The sequence below is a fragment of the Candidatus Electronema sp. JM genome (assembly GCF_048287415.1).
GTDB lineage: Bacteria > Desulfobacterota > Desulfobulbia > Desulfobulbales > Desulfobulbaceae > Electronema.
The window spans coordinates 17,634-39,693 of the sequence record NZ_JBLWEN010000053.1 but is presented as its reverse complement, the minus strand read 5'-3'; the positions used below and the strand labels follow the sequence as shown (position 1 = coordinate 39,693).

The following is a 22,060-nucleotide window of genomic DNA, read 5'->3' as shown; positions in this document are numbered from 1 at the left end:
TGCGCTGGTTTGCTGACACAGTCATGGAGATTGCTTGCGCACTGCACAATTTCAGATTAAGATTCAGACCTTGGCAAAAAGTCAATGCCGATTGCTTGAAAAAATCGATATAGTGTCTATTTTGAGATAGCCATCTTGGATGGCTTGATTGCTCTATAGATCGACTCAAAAATAGCTGTACATTAGGTGGACTTGCTGAATCTCATCGGCATTAAGCAGGATTTGGAGGAGAAATTGCATCTTGTCAGCTACCGGGAAGGCATGAATCGTTTCCTGAAAAAGCGAATTGATGCCGAGGCGGTTTATGTATGACCAAGAACTTGCCTTGGAGCTGCTGGAGCAAGTCCATGAATTTTCTCCCTACTCCCCCGCCAGCACCCGATATACCCGCACCTTCCCCCGCTCCCAGAGCCGCACTCCTTCCGCAATCGCCTCCTTGCTCCGCTCCAGCAGGAAATACAGCGTCGGCACGACCACCAGCGTCAGGAAGGTGGCGATGAGCAGGCCGGAGCTGACCACCACGGCCATGGACTGCCAGAACTGGCTGGACTCGCTGACCCAGGACATGCTCATCTTGGTGAAGTCATAGGACACGCCTGTCACCATCGGCACAAGGCCGAGAATGGTGGTGACAGCCGTGAGGAAGACAGGCCGCAACCGCGTCGCTCCGGCGAAGACCACCGCCTCCTTGACTGAGAAGCCTCTTGCCCGCAGCTGGTTGGTGTAGTCAATCAGAACGATGGCGTTGTTCACCGCCACGCCGGCCAGCGAGATCACGCCGATGCCGGTCATGATGATGCCGAAGGGCATCTTGTAGAGCATCAGGCCGGAGAATGCCCCGCCGGTGGCCAGGATGACCGATGTCATGATCAGGAAGGGCTGGCTGATGGAGTTGAACTGGGCGACAATGACGAGGAAGATCAGCAGCAACGCTATCACAAAAGCCTTGCCGAGGAAGTCCTCCGACTCCTGCTGATCTTGGTTCTCGCCGGTGAAGGTGACTTTATAGCCCGGCGGCAAAGGCATCTTGGCCAGCAGCACCTCAGCCCGCTGCCGCACCACCGCGCCCGGCACCTTGGTCTCGTCCACATTGGCCTTGACCGTGACCACGCGCTGGTTGTTGATCCGGGTGATGCTGCCCATTGAGCCGGTAATGTCCACTGTGGCCAAGGTGGACAGAGGCACGCTGGTTCCGTCCGGCACGGTGATCATGAGCTGGCGGAGCACGTCCGCTGTCTGCCGGTCTTTGTCCGGCAATTGCACGGTGATGTCGTAGTCATCGCTGCCGTCGCGGAAGGAGGACACCGCCAGCCCGTTGTAGGCCGCCTTGAGCGCAAAGCCGATGCTCCCCGTGCTCACGCCGAGCATGGCCGCCTTCTGCCGGTCAACCCGCACCCGCACCGAGGGCGTGCCCTCGACGAAGTTGTCGCGCACATCCTTGACGTGCGGCAACTGAGCCAGGGCCTTCTTGATCTCCTTGGAGATTGTGCCGAGCACAGCGAAGTTCTCCCCGGCAATCTCGATGTTCACAGGCGCACCGGTGGGCGGGCCGTCCGCTTCCAAGGCCACGGTGATCTTGGCACCGGGGATGTCCGCCACCCGCTTTCTGATCTCATCCACCGTGTCGTTCGACGACTCGAAGCGGTCAGCCAGATCAACAAAGCGCACGCCCACATGGCTGGGCGAGTTCTGCTCGAACTCCGAGCTGCCTGTGCTGGCGGAAACAGCGCGGGTGTAGATGATGCTGATGTTCTTCAAGTCGCTTGGCCCGGTGAAGATGCGTCCGTCTTCGGCGCGGTGCTGCTTGGGGGCCAAGGTTTTCTCGTATTCCGTAGGGGCGGTTCGCGAACCGCCCTTACCACCGCTCGCCACAGCCACCTCAATCTTCTTGAGGATGCCGTCTATGTAGTTCAGATCTGCCCCTTCCGGGAAGTCCACATTGATGTAGATGCCCCTCGGATCAGCCGTGGGAAAGAACTCCACCGGCTTGCGCAGGCCGACCGCCAGCAGCCAGCCCTGCACCATCATCACAACCAGCAGGCAGGTGCAGGCGATCAGTGACAAGGGATGACGGAGCGAGAAGCGCAAAACAGCGGCGTATGTCCTGAGTATAATCCCTTCAATGGCAATGGGCTTCTCCCAGGCCAGCTCGTCCTTGGCCTTGGCCGATGCCTTGCGGGCCTTTTTGCTGCTCTTCATAAACAAAGCGGCCAAGGCGGGATTGATGACCAAGGCGACAAAGAGGCTGGCGGTCAGGACGATGATCAGCGTAAGCGGCAGGTACTTCATGAACTCGCCCATGATGCCCGGCCACCACATCATCGGCGCAAAGGCAACGACCGTGGTCAGCGTGGAGCCGATGACCGGCATGGCCACTTCCGAGGTCGCCTTCATCGCCGCCTCTGTCCGGCCAACGCCCTGCTCCATGAAGCGGAAGACGTTTTCGATGATGACGATGGCGTTGTCCACCAGCATCCCCAAGGCAAGGATCAGGCTGAAGAGGACGACCATGTTCAGGGTGATGCCCATGGCGTAGAGCACAGCATAGGTGATGAGCATGGAGAAGGGTATGGCCATGCTGACGATCACCGCATTGCGGAAGCCCATAGTGAAGAAGAGCACACCCACGACCAGAATCAGGCCGGTGAGGATGTTGTTGTTCAAATCCGCCACCATGTTCTCAATGTCCCGCGACTTGTCCAAGACCTTGGTGATGCTGGTGCCCTTGGGCCAAGTTGGCTGCCGCTTGTCGAGAATGGAATTCACCGCGTCGGCAATGGCGATGATGTTCTCGCCCGACCGCTTCTTCACCACAATGTTGACGGCCTGAAGTCCATTGATGCGGGAACGGCTGCTCTCCTCCTTGAAGCCGTCCAAGACCTTGGCCACATCGCGCAGATAGACTGGCTGCCCTTTGTGCACGGTCACCACCAAGCCGAGCAGCTCTTCCGGGGTGCTGACCTCGCCCGGCACACGCAGCTGGAACTTGCCGTCGCCCAGATGGATGGAGCCGCCTGAGGTGTTGCTGTTCTCCCCCTTGACCACGCCTTGCAGCGCAGTGATGTTGATGCCGTAGTAGGCCAGCTTGTCGGCATCCGCCTCAAGCCTGATCTCGCGCTCGCGGCCGCCGGTGATCTCCACGTCCAAGACTCCCGGCACGCCCTCTATCTCATCCTCCAGATCGTCGCCGATCTCCTTCAGCCGGTTCAGGCCGCAGGTGCCTGACAAGGAGTAGATGAGGATCGGCATCTCCGAGATATTCACCTCAAAGACGCGCGGGTCGTCCTCAAGGTCTGTGGGCAGCTCGTTCTTGGCTTCATCCACCTTGTCTTTGACCTTGCGCAGGGCCAAGTCAATGTCCACGCCGGTGCTGAACTCCACATCAACAAGCGACTCGCCCTCCGCGCTGACCGACTTGAGGTTCTTCAGCCCGTCCAAGCCCTTCAGCTTGTTTTCTATCTTGATGGTGACAGCAGTCTCCACATCCCCCGGCGCAACGCCACGGTAGGTGGTGGAGACAAAGACATGCGGAATGCTGATGTCCGGCTCGGATTCCCTGGGCAGGGCAAAGTAGCTGTAGATGCCCATGACGAGAATCACGACAGACATCACCATCACGGCGATGCTGTTCTTGACGGCGGTGTCGGAGATGAACATGGAAAAAACTCGGCTGGAGTTTGTCAGGCGATAAAACTTGACCGTGGTCAAATTTTATCGGCTCCGCAGGGCTGCGTCAAGCCAGGACTGACAAATGGACGGGATTTCCGAAAAAAAACTTGCCGCTCGGCTGGGTTGCCGTAGCTCAGAAAAATGGGAAACGGGAGAAAAATCCGGGAGTGCGTGCTGACGGAGCGTACTGTCCGTCAGCGTGCAGGTGGGGAAATTGGCAGCGGGCAGCTTATTCAGCCTGCCGGGCTGCGCTGTCCTTCAGACTGCGGCGGGCGGTTTCTTCGTTGATTCGGCGGATGCGTTCGGCCAGCTCGTCGCTGACCACCATCCGCCCCTCAAGGACACAGCCTTTGCGGGCTGGAACGCATTCGCCGGACAGCCGCTTGCAGCGGTCAGCGGCAATGTCGTAATTCTGGCAGTGAAACGTCATTTCACCTGCTTCTCCATCCGCTCCAGCATTTCGACAAACTGATCGCATTTGTCTTTGAATTTCGTCAGCCGCGCCTTGCCGTCGTCGCTTTCCCGCTGCTCTTTCGACATGGAAACGATAGCTCTGATGTCTTCGTGCACCTCCTTGTGCAGCATCTCCATCCGGTTAGTTTCTGAAAGACCGGCAAGATCTTTCAATCCTCTGTCATACAGCCATTTGCCGAAATCGCAGCGAGTGTGATCCGGCACGTCAGCTATAGTCAGATTCTCCAGCCCGTAAAAAAAATCGGTCAATCGTGATTTCCAGTTCAGATGCGCGATTACCGCAGCCTGCAAATCCATCAATGCCATACTCATAATTGCCTCCTCTGTTCTGATGAGCGATGCTTCGGCAACGCTCAAGCGGACCAAGCATCCTGCTTTATGACTGGGAGCGCATTATACCCTATTCAGCGGGCGGAAGTCAATGCGCTGCCGTATTTTTCAATTTTGCATTGCACCACAATGTGCCACATTCAACCTCTCTTGCCCTGCGCCTGCCGCTCCATGCGTTCCAGCAGAGCGACGAGCTGGTCGCATTTTTCTTGGAACAGGGCGAGTCCGCGCCGTCCTTCTTGGGTATGCCGTTGATCCTCCGGCATGGCGACTAACTCGCGGATATGCTGATGCACCTCTTTGTGAAGCTGCTCCAGCAGTTCGGTTTCCGCGAATATGGCCAGCTCCTTCAGGCCGCGTGAATACAGCCATTTGCCGAATTCACAGCTCGTATGATCGGCTACCTCCTCAACCTTCAAGTCCTCCAATCCATAGAAAAAATCAGAGAGCTTGGATTTCCAGTGCAAATGGGCAATCAAAGCGGCCTGCAAATCTATCGCAATCATGATGCTCATATTCTGCCTCCTGTGTTAAAGGGAACAGCCGCTGCGGCGGCACTATTTTTCATACTATTGAGAATCATTCTCATTAATTCTATTGTAGGAAAAGCTGCCGCGCTGGTCAACGCATTTCGGCATTCTGCCGCCGATTTTCGGCCTTGGCACGAACAAAGGGTTGACAAGCCGCCGCTTTCGCGGCAAGCTCCGGGCAGCATCATGCGCAAACGATTCTCTTTTCTTGACACAGGAGCGAACGCGGTGAAAACAAAGAAGCTGTTGATTGCGGCGGGAGCAGGCACGGGCGCGCTGCTGGCGGCGGTGCTGCTGGCTCCGTCTCTTCTTTCTTCAGACTGGGTGCGGAATCTTGCCTTAACCCAGCTGAATCATAAGGTCATTCCCGGCGAGCTGACCGCAGGACGCTGCTCCATTGGCTGGCGGCAGGGACTGGACTGCGCCAATCTGAGTTATGCCGACACAGGGCAGGGCCTTCGTCTCGACATTGCTGAACTGCGCGGCAGTCAAGGGCTATGGCCGCTGCTGATCGAGCGGAGCAATTTCGGTGAAATCAGCATCAACGAGCCGACCCTGCTGCTGACCCTTAAAGCTGCGCCGCCAGAACAGCCGCCTGCGGCAGGCGGGCAGCAGGCCGGACCGACGGAAGCAAGCAAGGCTGCTCCTCCCGCAGACAGCAGCAGCTTCCTCAACACCATGCAGGCCAAGCTGCTGATCAGCAAGCTGACTGTCAAGACGGTGCAGGCTGGGCAGCCGCCGCAGCTCCTGCTCGGCAATGGTGCGCTCAAGGCGGAAGCAGCAACCGGCGGCCTCAAATTTGAGCTGACCGCAGACAGCGGCGAAGCAGGCAAGGCGGCAATTTCCGGCACCGCGAAACTTGCTGAACTGAGCAAAGGCAGCCTGAGCGCGGCAGAAATGCAGCTCAAGCTGGCCGACGTGCAAGCAAAACCCTATTTGGCTCTCAAGCCGGGCAAGGACGGTTTGCCGCAAGGCAGCGGCAAGCTCTCAGCGGACATCAGCCTGAAGGGCGCGGCGGATGGCAGCCTGAGCATCAGCGGCCCGCTTGCGCTGGGTGATGTGGATTTGAGCGGCGGTGCGCTGGGGCAGGATCATCCCCGCTTCAGCCGCCTCGCCCTTGATCTCGACATGCGCCAGCAGCCCAGCGGCTGGCAGTTTCCTGGCTTGAAGCTGACTTCAGATTTTGGCAGTTTGGAGCTGCAATGCGCCTACAGCGGCGACAATTTTCAAGGCAGCGGCAAAGGCAACATTGATCTTGCCCTGCTGCTGGCGCAATTTCCTCATCTGCTTAAAATTCGTGATGATCTCCGCCTTGACCGGGGCGAGCTGAATCTTTCCGCCGAGCTGGCCAAGGAAAAGGGGAAGCTGCGCGTCACTGCCGAGGCAGCGGTGGACAGTTTGGCTGGACGGCAGAACAGCGAGTCCTTTTCCTGGCAGCATCCGCTCCGCCTCCAGCTCGCCAGCAGCATGGAAAACAACGAGCCGGAAGTGGAACGCCTCGCTCTTACCGCGCCCTTTCTCAATCTTGAGGGCAAGGGCAATTTAAAGCAGTTTTCGCTGCTTGGCGGGGCTGATCTTGACCAAACCATGCGCGAGGTCAACCGGATTTTCCGTTCCGGCTGGGATGCGGGCGGCAAACTCCAGCTCCAGCTTCAAATAGCGCACAGCGGCAATGACCGCTATCAGGCCCAGGCCAAAGCAGAAATCAGCGACTGCCGTTTAACGCGTCAAGGCAAGGAGGTGCTACCCTCGCACAAGGCCAGCTTCAGCGGCACACTGAACGCGCCGGGCAAATTCCCAGAAAGCGCGAACGAGGCGGCAACCTTCAGCTTTGATCTTTCTTCGTGGGCTGGCAGCCTCAGCGGCTCGCTTGACGGCATCTACCGTAAGAACGGCAAAATCTCCACCGGCTATCAGGCCCAGGCCAAGCTGCTGCTGGCTAAGGTGGTTGAGCTGTTGCACAAATTCGATGCGCTGGATCAGGAAACCTCGCTGGCCGGTGATCTTGATCTGCACACGTCCGGCTACACCGAAGACAGCCGGGTGGTGCTGCGCGAGCTGGACAGCCAGATCAAAAATTTCATCCTGTATCAGAAAGGCAAGGTGTTCCGCGAGCCGGAGCTGCGCCTGCGTGCCGAGCCGGAGACCGCTCCAGCAGCAGATAAGGCGGTGCGGCCTTTGATTGAGGCCGACAGCCGGGCTGCCTTTTTTGCCGATGGCGGCGGCAACAGCCTGATTGACCTGGAAAATCACCGCCTCAACCTGCGCGATCTGACCTTCAGCTCTGGTTTTGCGGAAGTCAGACTGAAGCAGCTTGCGGTCGAGGACTGGCAGCGCAACCCCATGCCCCTGCTGAAAAATCTGCTGATCACTGGCAGTTCAGATCTGAGCAAACTCGGCGGCCTGCTTCAGCAGCTTGGCAAGCTCGCGCCGGAGCAGAAGCTCGGCGGCATGGCCACGTTGAATGCGGAACTGACCGGCCAGCCGGACGGCAAGAGCAGCACCGGCTCGGTGGAAATCAACCTTGACCGTTTTATGTTTGGCAAGGAAGGCAGTCTGATAACGGCACGGGACAAAACCGAATTCCGCAGCAAGCTGCACGGCGATTTGGCGGCCGGAGATATTTATTTCACCACCTTCGACCTGCTTTCGCCGCCGCTGGCCGTGCAGTCGAACGGCAAGCTGGAGCTGTCCGGCAAAACGCCGCATCTGGCCTTGGACGGCATGGCCACACCGGATTTGGCCGATTTGATCGCGGTGGTCAACGGCATGTATCCGCTCGGCATCACGGCGGAAGGCAAGCAGAAGGAAAAGTTCAGCCTGTATTATCCCCTCAGCGGCAAACGGCAGCAGGCAGACCTGCGCTTTGCAGGCAAGGTTCATGCCGACAACTTTGCCAAATCCGACATTCAACTCACTAATCTTTCAGCGGCGACAGAGATGAAAGAGGGGATTATGAATGCCACGCTCAAAGGCAGCCTGAACGGCGGCACCGCCCAGTTCACGCCAAAAATTGATTACACCCGCGAGCCGCCGCTGCTCACCCTTGCCGCGCCGGAGCAGGTGCTGGATCGTGTCGGCCTGATTGAAAGTCTCACCGACGGCCTGCTGAAAACTTTTCACCCGCTGCTTGGAGCCATTGCCCGGCCTGCCGGAACCATCAGCGTCCGGGCCGAGCGGCTGTCCCTGCCCATCGGCGGCAAAGGGCTGGAGCAGGCGGATTTCAACCTTCGCTTTGATCTGGCTAGCGTGGTTCTGGAGCCGATCAGTGCCTTGGCCGGGATTCTTGATATGGCTGGATTATCTGGGCAGCCGCTGCGGCTGAAAGAAAGAAATATGACCTGCGACGGCAAAAAAGGGCGGATATCCTGCTCGCCGATTAAAATCACGGTCGCGGATTCAGAAATGCTCTTGAGCGGCTCGGCAGGTTTTGACGGCAGCTTAGATTATGTGCTGGAAGTGCCGGTGACAAAAAATCTCGTCGGCAAAAGAGGCTATGAAGTCCTGAAAGGAGCGACGCTCAAGGTGCCGATTAAAGGCAGCAAAGACAAACCGGTCTATAATCCGCAAGCACTGATGCAGGCAGCTTCTGATTTGGTTGGTCAAGCCGCGAAACATGCGGCCAACCAAGTGATTCAGGAGCAGGTGGAAAAAGTGGTGCCGAAGGAGGTGGAAAAAGCGCTGCCCAATCTGCCCGGCCTGATTGACGGCATCTTCGGCAAATGAACCATAGCCTGCTCCATCTGCTGCTGATCGTCAGCGGCGGTTTTGCCGGCTCGGTGCTGCGCTTTCTGGTCAGTTCATGGGCGCAGCACCGCTCCGGTTCCATCGTCTATCCCTTTGGCACCTATGACGCAGCATCCAGGGCGTGAGCTGAGGCATTGAAAAAAGATGCTGCAGGTCACAAGTTGGGGTATAATAAAAATGCTGAACAGGCAGAATAGAATGTTTCTCCAACCTTCCCCAGAGGTCTGATCATGAAAACAACAAAAATGCTGCTGGCCGCCGCCATGCTGCTGGGGCTGAACGGGTGTTATTATTACGGCCCGCCGCCCCCGGCAGTGATTGCCCCTGCCCCCAGTGTCGTCGTGCCAGCTCCCAGCATTGTGGTGCCTGTCGTGCCGCGTTATCCGCATAGTCGTCATTATTATGACAGCCGCTACAACAACCGCCATCACTATCGTCCGTACCGGTGAAGGTTTTTTTGAGAAAAGGCTTGAAGAAGCCTTGAACGCTGCTGTATAATTTACGCAGTTGGCAGTTTTGGCAAAGGTTGTTTTATATCATCTCAACGTGCGAGGAATGATTATGAAGTTTGTTAAATTGGCTGTTGTCCTGTTTTCCGCAGCAATGCTGTTTTCCGCCTGCACCGTGTATCATCAGGAGGCTCCGGCACAGAAGTCTTCTGAATCTTCCACTAGCCCGGTTCAGAAATAACTGGTTGAGATGCAATGCCGGGAGTTCCTTTCTCTGCGGAAAGGAACTCCCGGTTATTTTTTTCTGCTGCTTGACATCACCCCGCTTCTTGAGCATAATCATCACGGCACGTTCCATGTGCTGAAGAATAACCTGCCCTGACGTTTTGTCAGGCATTTAAGCTGAATAAAATTCTTAGAGGAGAAGAAAATGAAAAAAGGAGTCATCAAAACGCTGGTCGGTGCTTGCCTGCTGGCCTTGGCTGCCGCGCCTGCCGTTTTCGCTACTGACCTGACCGCTGATCAGGCTCTTGCTAAACTGAAAGAGGGCAACGAGCGCTTTGTCAGCGGCAAATCCATGCACCCGCACACCGACGCGGCCCGCCTGATCCAAGCAGGCTCTGAGGATCAAGGTAAACATGCACATGCTACGATCATTGCTTGTTCAGATTCGAGAGTGCCGGTTGAACGTCTTTTCGACGAAGGCATCATGGATTTGTTTATTGTCCGTGTAGCCGGCAACGTGGTTGACACCGATGAAGCTGGCTCCATTGAATACGGTTTGGCCCATGTCAACACCCCGCTTTTCGTCGTTCTTGGCCATACCCAATGCGGTGCAGTTAAAGCTGTAACCGCCGATATCAAAGGACATGGTCATCCGCTGGAAGCGAATATTCCTCTTTTGGTAGATAATATTGCACCGGCGGTTAAGCGGGCTATTGAACAGAATCCTAAGGCTGAGGAAAAGGATATCATTCCGGCAGCCATTACCGAGAACGTCTGGCAGAGCGTCAACGACCTGTTCATGAAGAGCGCGAAAGTGCGCGAAATGGTCAAGGATGGCAAGGTTAAGGTGGTCGGCGCGATCTATGACGTGGGCACTGGCAAAGTGGACTGGCTGCCGGAGGAGAAGGTAGGCACTATTTTGGCTGAGGTTGAAAAGAATCCGAAACGCCAGATGCAGGCAATGGCTGGCGGCGGCGAAGGCCATGAGGGGCATGGCGACAAAAAAGAGGAAAAAAAGGAAGAAGGAAAGAAAGAGGAAGGGAAACACTGATTCTTTCTTCTTTACAGGCGTAAGTTGTGAAAAGGCCGGATGAACGCATCATCCGGCCTTTTTTTTCGGTTGCGTTTCTGGCTGGGAAAATCTTCTTCCCTCTTGACGTTCTGGGGCAATCCTGTTTAAATGAATCTTCTTCGTCCGAACGGATGAAAACGACAGCCGGGGCTTGTGCGCCGGATTTATTCCCATGCTTCCCGTCCTTTATCGCGCAATCGGCACGGCGGCTCATGCCTTGCTTTCGGCTGTCCTGCCTGTTTTGCACTTCACTGTTCCCGGCTGGGAGACAGAGCAGCGTCTCGGCAGATATCAATGTGATTTCGCCCGCGCTGGCCCGCTGATCTGGATTCACGCCGCCTCGGTGGGCGAGGTGCAGGCCGCCTGCGTTCTGATTGCTGCTCTGAGGGAACAAATCCCCAGCAGCTATTTTTTTGTAACCACCATGACCCGGCAGGGCAGGGATGCCGCCCGTCTGCGCCTGCCGCAGCCTGTTCGCTGCGAGCTGGCCCCGCTGGACATGCCCCAAGCGGTGCGGCGTGCTCTGCGCGAGGTGCGGCCAGATGTTTACGTTTGTTTGGAAACTGAGCTGTGGCCGACAATGCTGCGGGAGATCAGCCAGGCCGGAATTCCTGCGCTTTTGCTCAACGGCAGGCTTTCGGAACGCTCCTTCCGCAGATATCGCCTGCTGCCCGGCTTCATGGCGGAGCTGCTGAAAAGATTTAGCGCAATCAGCGTGATCAGCGAGCAGGACAGCGCGCGGTTCCGCCAGCTCGGAGCGGAGCAGGTGCAGGTCTGCGGCAATCTGAAATACGATTTGCCCGCCGCTGATGCCGGAGCGATGCGGGAGAAATATCAACGGCTGCTCAAGCCGGACGGCAAGAGGATATTCATCTGCGGTTCCACCCGAACTGGCGAGGAAGAACTGCTTCTGCCGGTCTGCCGCCGCCTGCGTCAGGAAACGGCGGGCAAGCTGCTCTGGATCATCGCGCCGCGCCACTTGAACCGCATAGATGAGGTGCGGTCGCTGCTGCAAGAAGCCGGGCTGGACTGCAAGCTGCTTTCCGAATGCGCCGCCCAAGGCCGACGCAAGGACATCGTGCTGGTCGATTCACTCGGCGAGCTGGCTGATCTCTACGCCCTCGGCGATGTGAACTTCTGCGGCGGCAGCTTGGTCAACAAGGGCGGCCACAACATCATGGAGCCGGTGCGCTGGCACAGGCCGGTCTGTTTTGGGCCATTCATGCAGGATTATCAAGACGCGGCGGAGCTGGTGCTGTCGGCAGGCGCAGGTTTTCAAGCACGTGACGCAAATGAGCTGGCTGAACAGCTTTCTGCGCTGCTGCATGATGAACGTCTGCATCAGCAGACCTGCCAGGCAGCGGAGCGGCTTGCGGCGGCCCAGCAGGGTTCGGCACAGCGGCAGGCGGAATTGGTGATGCGGGAATTGCAAACAAAAGGGCGCGTATGAGAAGCATCTTCAAAGAAGGAAAGAAATACACCTTCAGCGATTATTTTGAAATGGGCAATCCCACCGAGGAGATTGTTGCCGCCTTGGGATACACTTTTTTCACGCAAGCCGTCGCTTTTCCCCGCTCTCAGGCTGTCTGTCAGGAAACTATGGAGCGCATCAGCTCGACATATTATGCGCTTCTGCCGAAAATTTCGCTTTCTTCTGAAACAGCAAAGCGTGAAGTGATGATTGCGCCGGTGCTGCATTCGGTTATTCAAAATATCAACGCGAAACTAAACATAAAATATCCGGTAGAGGTCAATGACAAGCTCGGAGGGACGATAGATTATCTTTTCCGCTCCCCGCAAAACTTGATCGTCATCGAAGCGAAGAAAGGCGACCTTGAACGCGGATTCAATCAGTTGGCCGCTGAGATGATTGCAATGGACATGTACGAAGAACCATCAGCGATGCTAAATATCTACGGCGCGGTCACGATTGGCGAGGTCTGGCGTTTTGCGGTGCTGGAACGGAAAGAGAAGCGGCTGTTGAAAGATGTTCACACCTTTCGGTTTCCTGAAGACATCAGCGAGATATTTTCTATTTTGAGCGGAATGCTTGATGCAGGAAAAATTTAAGGCAAAATTATGCCATACGGCACGTTCAAGTCAGTTTCAGAAGTAGCAAGGATATTTGATATTTCCGTTAGCGGCTATCAGCATTTTGTCGAGCGGCTGCATATCGTAATTCCTGATGTTGATTTTGAAAGAATTGAGAAAAAATTGGCGGATGATTTAAATTTTATTAACGAAACTACGATATGCGAAAGAATAATCAGCCCTATTTTAGAGATAATAGCTGGAAATTATGAATTATTAAAAATTTGGTCGCATGTTCCCTATAATGTAGATAAAGAAAAAGGATTAGTTGGCGATCCTGATTATCTGATTGCGCCGAGAACGAAATACGGCGACATGGGGATTCCTCCTCTTTGTATTGTTGAAGCGAAGAAAGATAATTTTGAAGAAGGCTGGACGCAGGCTTTAGCGGAGATGGTTGCGGCTTCTTTGCAGGGACGAAAAAGCTGTTTAAGTGTTGTCACTACAGGCAATATTTGGGAATTTGGACGACTGGAAAATCAGGTGTTCATCAAGGAACCGAAGAAATTTTCGGCCACGATGGATATGCAAGAGGTGTTTGATGTGCTGAATTGGGCTTTTAGTGTTGCTGATTCGTATCTCAATGAGGCATAGTAATTCGATATTTTATTTGTTATTTTAATAAGTTAATCCAGAAGGTGTTTGCGTAATGTACGAATTACTTTTGAAATGGGGGCTTGATAATTTAAGTAAATTTGCAGAAATTAAGGCGGGGCAACCAATATTCATTATCCAAGAAGCCATAAAGATAAAAAATGCGATAATATTAGAGCGTTACAAAAAATGCTGGACACTTAATGAGAATCTGATAAATTTTGCTATTGAAATAGCAAGAAGATATTGAAGAGTATATCAAAAAAACAAAAGAAACAGATGGGACGTGGGAGTCGGCTCGTCAATTTATTGGCCAGCTTAGTTCTGAATTTCATCCGTCTCGGTATCGTAAGCTAATGAAGATACGAAGCTCATTTGAAGGAACAAATGATTTAATTTCAGCTTATACATTTGTTTTTTTGGATATTGTACATATCGATAGGTTGGTGAATATTACCAAGGAGACAAAGTTGTATTCACGAGGCGACATCTGTCGTCTATACCGTGAAATGTGGACAAAATACTGTGAAGTTGTTGCTGTATTACTTAGAATTACTTCTAGTGACTTACGGTTCTGGATTGCTGACACGCCGTATATAAGTTATGCTGATAAATGGGCTGGATTAGACTTGCAAAAAATAATATCATTTTTTAAAACCAAAAAATGGCATGAAAAGAGATGTTATCTTTCTTTAGAATCTCGACAAGGCATAGATAAATTTTGGCGAGAACTCGAATAATATCATCAAAAACAAGAAGATAATTGAAGGAAATATTAATTTTACTATTTCCGCTATCAAATCACCTCGCCCGCTCAATCTTCAAACTGCATTGTTTTTTATAAAGCAACAACGAGTGATCTTAATCTGAAAAATAATTCAATTTTGTTGATATGAAAGCACTAATCGCGCTTGAAGACGGCACTGTGCTGCCTGCACGCTCCTTCACCGGGGCGGGCGAGGCAGCCGGGGAAATCGTGTTCAACACCAGCATGAGCGGCTATCAGGAAATCCTGACCGACCCCTCCTACACCGGCCAGATGGTGACGATGACCTACCCGCTGATCGGCAACTACGGCATCAACCCGGAGGACATGGAATCCGCCGCCGCGCATCCCCGCGCCTTCCTGATGCGCGAATATCAGGCCGTGCCGAGCAATCACCGCGCCAGCGGCAGCTTGGCCGACTTCCTCCGCACGTTCGGCGTGCTCGGCATTGAGGGCTTCGACACCCGGATGCTGACCCGGATCATCCGCAAGCGCGGGGCGATGAAGGCGGTCATCTCCACTGAAGACCTCAACGAGGCTTCGTTAGTGGAAAAGGCGAAGAACTGGGCTGGGTTGGTTGGTCAAGACATGGTGGCGGGCGTGAGCACGGCCAAGCCCTACGCTTGGAGCGCAACTGGCCCGGTCGAGAGCAGCGCATTCCCGGCGGGCGGCAAGTTCAAGGTCGTGGCTTACGACTTCGGCATCAAATACAACCAGCTCCGCATTCTGGCGGAAAAAGGATGCAGCGTCTTGGTCGTGCCTGCGAAAACTCCGGCAGCCGACGTGCTGGCCCTCAATCCCGACGGCGTGTTCCTCTCCAACGGTCCCGGCGACCCAGCAGGCGTGGCAGGCGTGGTCGAGAACATCCGTGCCTTGCTCGGCAAGAAGCCAATCTTCGGCATCTGCCTTGGCCATCAGATGCTCGGCCTTGCCTATGGCGGCAGCACTTTCAAGCTCAAGTTCGGCCATCGCGGCGGCAATCAGCCGGTGAAGGACTTGCAGACCGGCAAGGTCGAAATAACCTCGCAGAACCACGGCTTCTGCGTTGACCCGCAAAGCCTGCCCGCCAGCGTCGAAGTCACGCACATCAACCTCAACGACGGCAGCCTTGAGGGGATGCGGCACAAAGAATTCCCCGCCTTTTCCGTGCAGTATCACCCGGAACACGCGCCCGGCCCGCACGATGCCGTTTACCTCTTTGACCGCTTCATCGGCCTGATGGAAGGGCGGTGACAGCAGCGGCGATGAGGCGTTCCCGGCTGGAAATGCCGCATTTGACGCTGGCAACGCCTCGCTGCCAGATAGAAACAGGCCATTCCCGCTTGGCAATGCGACGTTGCCAGTTGGCAATGGAGCATTCGCGGCAAGGAATGAGGCGTTGCCAAGAAGGAATGCCTCATTCGCACGTGGCAATGCGCCATTCCTTGCTGGCAATGAGGCATTTCCACTTGGCAATGGGTTACTGCCAGCGTCAAACGGGCCATTTCCAGCCGGAAATGCGCTGTTCGCAGCCAGCAAAAGAACACTCCTTCTTTAAGAAGCACCGCTGCCTGTCAGCTTAAATATTTTCGCACAGTTCGCCATGCCCAAACGCACAGACATACATAAGATTCTCATCATCGGCTCCGGCCCGATCATCATCAGTCAGGCCTGCGAGTTCGACTACTCCGGCGCGCAGGCGGTCAAGGCCCTGAAAGAAGAGGGCTATGAGGTGGTGCTGATCAACTCCAACCCGGCCACGATCATGACTGATCCAGGCTTGGCCGACCGCACCTACATCGAGCCGATCACCCCGGAATATCTGACCAAAGTGATTGAGCGCGAGCGGCCTGACGCGCTCCTGCCCACGCTCGGCGGCCAAACGGCCCTCAACACCGCGATCAAAGTGGCAGAGAGCGGGGTTTTGGAGAAATACGGCGTGGAGATGCTGGCTGCTGATGCCAAGGTCATCCGCAAGGCTGAGGGCCGCGAGGAATTCCGCGACGCGATGCGCAAGATCGGCCTTAATGTGCCGAAATCCTTCATCGTCCACACCATTGAGGAAGCGATGGCCGCAGGCGAGGAGATCGGTTTCCCGGTCATTGTCCGGCCCAGCTTCACGCTCGGCGGCACAGGCGGCGGCGTGGCCTACAACCGCCAAGAATTGCAGCAGATGTGCACCGCCGGGCTTGACCTTTCCATGACCACTGAGATCATGCTGGAGCGCAGCTTGCTCGGCTGGAAGGAGTACGAGCTGGAGGTGATGCGCGACCGCAAGGACAACGTGGTTATCATCTGCTCGATTGAGAATATTGACGCGATGGGCGTGCACACCGGCGATTCCATCACCGTGGCCCCGCAGCAGACCCTGACCGATGTCGAGTACCAGAACATGCGCGACGCGGCCATCGCCATCATCCGCGAGATCGGCGTGGAAACCGGCGGCTCGAACGTCCAGTTTGCGGTCAATCCCAAGGACGGCGAGCTGATGGTGATTGAGATGAATCCCCGCGTCTCGCGTTCTTCCGCGCTGGCCTCGAAGGCGACCGGCTTTCCCATCGCCCGCATTGCCGCCAAGCTGGCCGTGGGCTACACGCTCGACGAGCTGCAAAACGACATCACCAAGGAGACCTGCGCCGCCTTTGAGCCGACCCTTGACTACTGCGTGGTGAAAATCCCGCGCTGGACCTTCGAGAAATTCCCGGAGGCGGACGATTTCCTGACCACGGCGATGAAGTCGGTCGGCGAGACGATGGCTATGGGCCGCACCTTCAAGGAAGCCTTGCAGAAGGGCCTGCGCTCGCTGGAGATCGGCTGGACTGGCTTTGGCTTCAGCGGCAAGATGGACTTGCAGCATTTGGACAAGGACGACCTGGAGCACGGCCTGCGCAAGCCGAACTCCAAACGCGTCCCGCATCTGTTCGAGGCCCTGCGCCGGGGCATGAGCGTCGAGCGCATCGCCGAACTGACGAAGATTGACCCGTGGTTTTTGGTCAACATGCGTCAGATTGTCGAGGCCGGGCAGACGATCAAGAACAAAGGGCTGGCCGGGCTGCTTGATGCCGACTTCCTCTTTGAGGTCAAGCAGCTGGGCTTCTCTGACGCGCAATTAGCTTATCTCAGCGGCACAGCCGAGGAGGATATCCGCCAATTGCGCAAAAAGCTCGGTATTCAGCCGGTGTACAAGCTGGTGGATACTTGCGCTGCCGAGTTTGAGTCCTACACGCCGTATTACTACTCCTGCTACGATCAGGAAAACGAGTCCGAGCCGTCCGACCGCAAGAAGATCATGATCCTTGGCGGCGGCCCCAACCGCATCGGCCAGGGCATTGAGTTTGACTACTGCTGCGTCCACGCCGCCTTTGCGCTGGAAGAGATTGGCGTGGAATCCATCATGGTCAACTCCAACCCGGAAACTGTCTCGACCGACTATGACACCTCCGACCGCCTCTACTTCGAGCCGCTGACCAAGGAGGATGTTCTCAGCATCATTGAGCGCGAGAAGCCGGACGGGGTGATTGTTCAGTTCGGCGGTCAGACTCCGCTCAATCTGGCTGTGCCCTTGGCCAAGGCCGGAGTGCCGATTGTCGGCACCTCGCCTGATGCCATAGACCGGGCTGAAGACCGTGAGCGCTTCCAGCAGATGCTGCAAAAGCTCGGCCTCAAGCAGCCGGAGAACGCCATCGCCCACAATCTGGCCGAGGCTCTGAAAGCGGTGGAGCAGATCGGTTTTCCCGTGGTCATGCGGCCTTCGTATGTGCTCGGCGGGCGCAACATGCGCATCGTCTATAACGAGCAGGGCATCCGCGAATTCATGGCTCTGCCTGCCATCGTTGCCAGCGAGCATCCAGTGCTGCTTGACCGCTTCCTGAAGGACGCGATTGAGGTGGATGTGGATGCTGTCTCGGACGGCAAAATGACCGTGATTGGCGGCATCATGGAGCATATTGAGGAGGCAGGCATTCATTCTGGCGATTCGGCCTGCGTCCTGCCGCCGCACACGCTGTCTCCGGCGATGATTGAGGAAATCAGCCGGGCGACCAAGGCCATGTCCGCCGAGCTGGGCGTGGTCGGCCTGATGAACGTGCAGTACGCGGTCAAGGACGAGACGCTGTATGTGCTGGAGGTCAATCCCCGCGCCTCGCGCACCGTGCCCTTTGTCTCCAAGGCCACCGGCGTGCCGCTGGCCCGGATTGCGGCCAAGGTCATGCTCGGCCTGAGCTTGGAGCAGCTCGGTTTCACCAAAGAGGTTTCCATCAAGCACTGGGCGGTGAAGGAGGCGGTCTTCCCCTTTGACCGCTTCGAAAACGTGGACACCCTGCTTGGCCCGGAGATGAAATCCACAGGCGAGGTCATGGGCATAGACGACAACCTCGGCCTCGCTTTGGCTAAGTCACAGCAGGCTGCTGGCCAGAAGGTGCCGAAGAGCGGCTGCGTCTTCATCAGCGTCCGCCGCTCGGACAAGGAAAACATCGTGCCGGTGGCCAAGGACTTGATCAAAATGGGATTCAGCATTCTGGCGACGCACGGCACGGCGGACAAGCTGGCCGAGCACGGCCTGAGCTGCGAGCGGGTCAACAAGATTTCCCAAGGACGGCCCCATATTCTTGACAAACTCAAGGACGGTCAAGTACAGTGGATAGTTAACACCTCGTCCGGCAGCAGAACCACGGAAGACTCGTATTTCATCCGCCGGGCGGCCCTGAATTATCACATCCCCTACACCACCACAGTCAGCGGCGCGGTCTCAATGACGCAAGCCATCGCCGCTCTGGCTGAAGAGGAAATCGGGGTGAAAACCGTGCAGGAATTCGCCGCCGCCCTTGACTGAAGGCCTGCGAGGTCATACCTTGCCCTGAAGGCGGAACCAACGCCGTAACTCAATCCCTTCGCAGCTGAATGAACAACTTTTATAAAAATCTGAGCATGTGGCTGGTGATCGCCTTGACAGCGGCGGTGCTGGTCAAATTGTTCAGTGCGCCGTCCGTGGACAGGCCGAGAACCGACGAGATCAGCTACAGCCAGTTCCTCGCCAGCATTGAAAACAACACGATCAGCAAAGTGACCGTCAAAGGCGATAAAATCTACGGCACTGGCGGGGACGGTCGCAACGTGGTCAGCATGATGCCTCGTGATGTCGAGCTGTTCTCGCTGCTGCGCAAGTCTGGCGTGGATATCACCGTCAAAGAGGCGGACAGAGAGTCGCTCTGGCTCTCAATCTTCATCTCGTGGTTTCCGATGCTGCTGCTGATCGGCGTGTGGGTCTTCTTCATGCGCCAGATGCAGGTTGGCGGCAAGGGCGGCCCGCTCAGTTTCGGCAGAACAAGAGCGAAAATGCAGGAAGAGGGCGAGGCGAAAATCACCTTCAAGGATGTGGCCGGGATTGACGAGGCCAAGGCCGAGCTGGAGGAGATCATTGATTTTCTCAAAGATCCAGAGAAATTCACCAAGCTCGGCGGACGCATCCCCAAGGGCGTGCTGCTGGCCGGCCCTCCCGGCACCGGCAAGACCCTTTTGGCCAGAGCCATCGCGGGCGAGGCCGGGGTGCCCTTTTTCTCCATTTCCGGCTCAGATTTCGTCGAAATGTTCGTCGGCGTGGGTGCCTCGCGGGTGCGCGACCTCTTCAATCAGGGCATGAAGAATGCGCCCTGCATCATCTTTATTGATGAAATTGACGCAGTGGGCCGTCATCGCGGCGCGGGTCTCGGCGGCGGGCATGACGAGCGCGAGCAGACCCTCAACCAGCTCTTGGTGGAGATGGACGGCTTCAACGCCAACGACGGCGTGATCATCATCGCCGCCACCAACCGGCCTGACGTGCTCGATCCGGCTCTGCTCCGGCCTGGCCGTTTCGACCGCCAAGTGGTGGTGCCGATCCCGGATATCAAAGGCCGTCAGATGATCCTCGACATCTACGCCAAGAAAACCAAGATGGCCGCTTCGGTGGACATGGAGGTGATTGCGCGCGGCACGCCCGGCTTTTCCGGCGCGGACTTGGAGAACTTGGTCAACGAGGCGGCCCTGATGGCGGCCCGGCAAGGCGCGGAGGAAATCACCAGCGAGCTGCTGGAAAAAGCCAAAGACAAGGTGATGATGGGCGCGGAGCGCAAATCCATGATCATTTCCGACCGCGAGAAGAAGATCACCGCCTATCACGAGGCAGGGCACGCCATTGTCGCCCGCCTGCTGCCCGGCACCGATCCCATTCACAAGGTGACGATCATTCCGCGCGGGCGGGCACTCGGCCTGACCATGCAGCTACCCACGGACGAGAAATACACGCATTCCAAGCAGTTCCTGCTCAACACACTGCGCATCCTCTACGGCGGCTGGACTGCCGAGAAGGTCATTTTCGGCGAAATCACCACCGGTTCCGGCAACGACATTGAGCGCGCCAGCGATTTGGCCCGCAAGATGGTCTGCGAATGGGGCATGAGCGAGGAGCTGGGGCCGCTGGCTTACGGCAAGAAGGAGGAGCAGATATTCCTTGGTCGTGAGATCGCCCAGCACCGTGATTACAGTGAAGAAACCGCTCGCCGCATTGACGACGTGGTGAAGGAGATGATCCTCACCGCCGCAGCGGATACGGAAAAACTGCTGCGTGACAACAAGGACATCCTTGAAGCGGTGGCCAACGAGCTGCTGGAGAAGGAGACGATCACGCTGGAGGATATTGATCGGGTCATCGGCGTGCTGCGCAAGCCGGAAGCGGAAAAGGCGGAACCGGCAGCAGTCTAAGAGATTTTTCTGTCACAGGATAATTTGGCGCAGGTTCTCCTGCGCCTTTTCTTTTTTTGAGGCACGATGAAGAAACCGCAGCTCATGGGCATTCTCAATGTCACTCCAGATTCCTTTTCCGACGGCGGCAGCTTTTTCGATGCGCGAAGCATTCACCGGCAGGCGGAACGGCTGCTGGCGGACGGCGCGGACCTCATTGATATTGGTGGAGAATCCACCCGGCCTTTTGCCCAGCCAGTGACGGCGGACGAAGAGTTGCGGCGGGTTATTTCGGCAATTGAGGCCGTGCGCTCGCTTTCGGCGGCAATTCCGATCTCCATAGATACCACCAAAGCGATTGTGGCCCGCGCCGCGCTGGCTGCTGGAGCGACAATCATCAATGATATCTCCGCTCTTCGCCACGATCCAGAAATGATCAGCGCGGCCCGCAGCTTTGACGGTCCTATGATCATCATGCACATGCAGGGCACGCCTGGCGACATGCAGCTTGCTCCGCAGTACAGCGACGTGGTTGCAGAAATTTGCACTTTTTTTCAGGAGCGGACAACGTGGATGCAGGCGCAGGGCATCCGCCGGGAACGGATCATCCTCGATCCGGGCATCGGCTTCGGCAAGACGCTGGAGCATAACTTGGCAATTCTGCGCAATATCAGCGCGTTTAAAGCCCTTGGCTTTCCGGTGCTGATCGGCCATTCGCGCAAGTCTTTCCTTGGCAAGCTCGGCCTGCCGATGGAAGAACGGGACTGGGCCACGGCATTAGTTTCCGCCTTCTGCGCCCAGCAGAACGCGGATATTTTGCGGGTGCATGATGTGGCGAAAACCGCAGCGGCCTTGCGGCTGACTGAGGTGCTGGAACCGCAGACGGCATGAAAAAGGCCCGTCTGCGCAGGGCATGACGGGCCAAACTGCAGGTCGAAAATTAAAGTTACGGCTCGACACTGTCTGCAACGATGTGTTCAGGTTTCAGATCGCAGGCGCCTTTGCGTGAAGAATAGACCTCAACCACATAAAGGCCATTTACTTTTTCTGGCAGAATGCGAATGCGCGTGTCAGCAGCACGCTGATTTTCCTTGCCAAGTTCCGCATCCTTGCTCTCCGCCAGTTTCATGCCCAGAGCAAAGGCCTCATCTACGGTTTTACCGTAGCCTCTGACACAGTTTTTCTTTTCCTCTGCCTGAACTGCTAGTGAACTGGCAAAAAATGCGGCGGCAGCGCAGACGGCGACGACCAGCTTTTTCATGACCGTATCCTCCTTTATTGATTGAACATGCCGGGCATGTTCGTATGAAGGGGCCGTTCCCTTTTTTTTGATATTGATAATCATTCCTAATTAAAGAGTACAAAAAAAGCAGGGGGCTGTCAAATTATTTCCATAATCGCTTGACTGCGCCGCTGG

Annotated in this window: 18 protein-coding genes; 13 read left to right on the top strand and 5 right to left on the bottom strand. The window is 56.1% G+C overall.

The genetic code is table 11. The features are described from left to right. The first annotated feature begins 186 nt into the window (after window positions 1-186). Window positions 187-312, top strand: coding sequence for a hypothetical protein (locus tag ACNKH6_RS11245; RefSeq protein ID WP_417915656.1), 126 nt, complete (start codon window positions 187-189; stop codon window positions 310-312). A 48-nt stretch (window positions 313-360) separates the two neighbouring features. Here ACNKH6_RS11245 and ACNKH6_RS11240 read toward each other — a convergent pair whose 3' ends face one another. The 4 genes from ACNKH6_RS11240 to ACNKH6_RS11225 all read right to left on the bottom strand — a co-directional run bounded on the left by ACNKH6_RS11240 (window position 361) and on the right by ACNKH6_RS11225 (window position 4,988). Beyond that, window positions 361-3,657 (bottom strand): efflux RND transporter permease subunit, encoded by a 3,297-nt coding sequence (locus ACNKH6_RS11240; protein ID WP_417915655.1) that lies wholly within the window; start codon window positions 3,655-3,657, stop codon window positions 361-363. A gap of 241 nt (window positions 3,658-3,898) precedes the next feature. Further along, window positions 3,899-4,099 (bottom strand): hypothetical protein, encoded by a 201-nt coding sequence (locus tag ACNKH6_RS11235; RefSeq protein WP_417915654.1) that lies wholly within the window; start codon window positions 4,097-4,099, stop codon window positions 3,899-3,901. Beyond that, window positions 4,096-4,455, bottom strand: a complete 360-nt coding sequence (locus tag ACNKH6_RS11230) for a CZB domain-containing protein (RefSeq protein WP_417915653.1) — start codon at window positions 4,453-4,455, stop codon at window positions 4,096-4,098. Before ACNKH6_RS11230 ends, ACNKH6_RS11235 begins: the two co-directional genes overlap by 4 nt. 158 nt (window positions 4,456-4,613) lie before the next feature. Further along, the gene (locus ACNKH6_RS11225; RefSeq protein ID WP_417915652.1) at window positions 4,614-4,988 is read right to left on the bottom strand and encodes a CZB domain-containing protein; all 375 of its coding nucleotides are present in this window, start codon (window positions 4,986-4,988) and stop codon (window positions 4,614-4,616) included. 201 nt (window positions 4,989-5,189) lie between these two features. Between ACNKH6_RS11225 and ACNKH6_RS11220 the strand changes: the two genes are divergently transcribed. The 12 genes from ACNKH6_RS11220 to folP all read left to right on the top strand — a co-directional run bounded on the left by ACNKH6_RS11220 (window position 5,190) and on the right by folP (window position 21,534). Next, complete coding sequence (locus ACNKH6_RS11220) at window positions 5,190-8,729, top strand: hypothetical protein (RefSeq protein WP_417915651.1); 3,540 nt, start codon at window positions 5,190-5,192, stop codon at window positions 8,727-8,729. Then, window positions 8,726-8,875, top strand: coding sequence for a hypothetical protein (locus ACNKH6_RS11215; RefSeq protein WP_417915650.1), 150 nt, complete (start codon window positions 8,726-8,728; stop codon window positions 8,873-8,875). Before ACNKH6_RS11220 ends, ACNKH6_RS11215 begins: the two co-directional genes overlap by 4 nt. A 105-nt stretch (window positions 8,876-8,980) precedes the next feature. Next, a complete protein-coding gene (locus ACNKH6_RS11210) occupies window positions 8,981-9,199 on the top strand; it encodes a hypothetical protein (RefSeq protein WP_417915649.1) in 219 nt (72 codons plus the stop codon). Window positions 9,200-9,629: 430 nt separating this feature from the next. After that, a complete protein-coding gene (locus ACNKH6_RS11205; RefSeq protein WP_417915648.1) occupies window positions 9,630-10,475 on the top strand; it encodes a carbonic anhydrase in 846 nt (281 codons plus the stop codon). 193 nt (window positions 10,476-10,668) lie between these two features. Beyond that, the gene (locus ACNKH6_RS11200) at window positions 10,669-11,946 is read left to right on the top strand and encodes a 3-deoxy-D-manno-octulosonic acid transferase (protein WP_417915647.1); all 1,278 of its coding nucleotides are present in this window, start codon (window positions 10,669-10,671) and stop codon (window positions 11,944-11,946) included. Between the two features lie 149 nt (window positions 11,947-12,095). Beyond that, a complete protein-coding gene (locus tag ACNKH6_RS11195) occupies window positions 12,096-12,566 on the top strand; it encodes a hypothetical protein (RefSeq protein WP_417915646.1) in 471 nt (156 codons plus the stop codon). A 9-nt stretch (window positions 12,567-12,575) separates the two neighbouring features. Beyond that, a complete protein-coding gene (locus tag ACNKH6_RS11190) occupies window positions 12,576-13,181 on the top strand; it encodes a hypothetical protein (protein WP_417915645.1) in 606 nt (201 codons plus the stop codon). A 55-nt stretch (window positions 13,182-13,236) separates the two neighbouring features. Further along, window positions 13,237-13,431, top strand: a complete 195-nt coding sequence (locus ACNKH6_RS11185; RefSeq protein WP_417915644.1) for a hypothetical protein — start codon at window positions 13,237-13,239, stop codon at window positions 13,429-13,431. A 642-nt stretch (window positions 13,432-14,073) separates the two neighbouring features. Next, window positions 14,074-15,180 (top strand): glutamine-hydrolyzing carbamoyl-phosphate synthase small subunit, encoded by a 1,107-nt coding sequence (gene carA / locus ACNKH6_RS11180; protein ID WP_417915643.1) that lies wholly within the window; start codon window positions 14,074-14,076, stop codon window positions 15,178-15,180. Between the two features lie 349 nt (window positions 15,181-15,529). Beyond that, window positions 15,530-18,757, top strand: coding sequence for a carbamoyl-phosphate synthase large subunit (carB, locus tag ACNKH6_RS11175; RefSeq protein ID WP_417915642.1), 3,228 nt, complete (start codon window positions 15,530-15,532; stop codon window positions 18,755-18,757). Between the two features lie 68 nt (window positions 18,758-18,825). Continuing rightward, complete coding sequence (ftsH, locus tag ACNKH6_RS11170) at window positions 18,826-20,664, top strand: ATP-dependent zinc metalloprotease FtsH (RefSeq protein ID WP_417915641.1); 1,839 nt, start codon at window positions 18,826-18,828, stop codon at window positions 20,662-20,664. Between the two features lie 66 nt (window positions 20,665-20,730). Further along, complete coding sequence (folP, locus tag ACNKH6_RS11165; protein ID WP_417915640.1) at window positions 20,731-21,534, top strand: dihydropteroate synthase; 804 nt, start codon at window positions 20,731-20,733, stop codon at window positions 21,532-21,534. Window positions 21,535-21,589: 55 nt separating this feature from the next. On the opposite strand, the gene ACNKH6_RS11160 is transcribed toward folP, so the two are convergent. Continuing rightward, the gene (locus tag ACNKH6_RS11160) at window positions 21,590-21,904 is read right to left on the bottom strand and encodes a hypothetical protein (RefSeq protein ID WP_417915639.1); all 315 of its coding nucleotides are present in this window, start codon (window positions 21,902-21,904) and stop codon (window positions 21,590-21,592) included. Window positions 21,905-22,060: the final 156 nt, after the last annotated feature.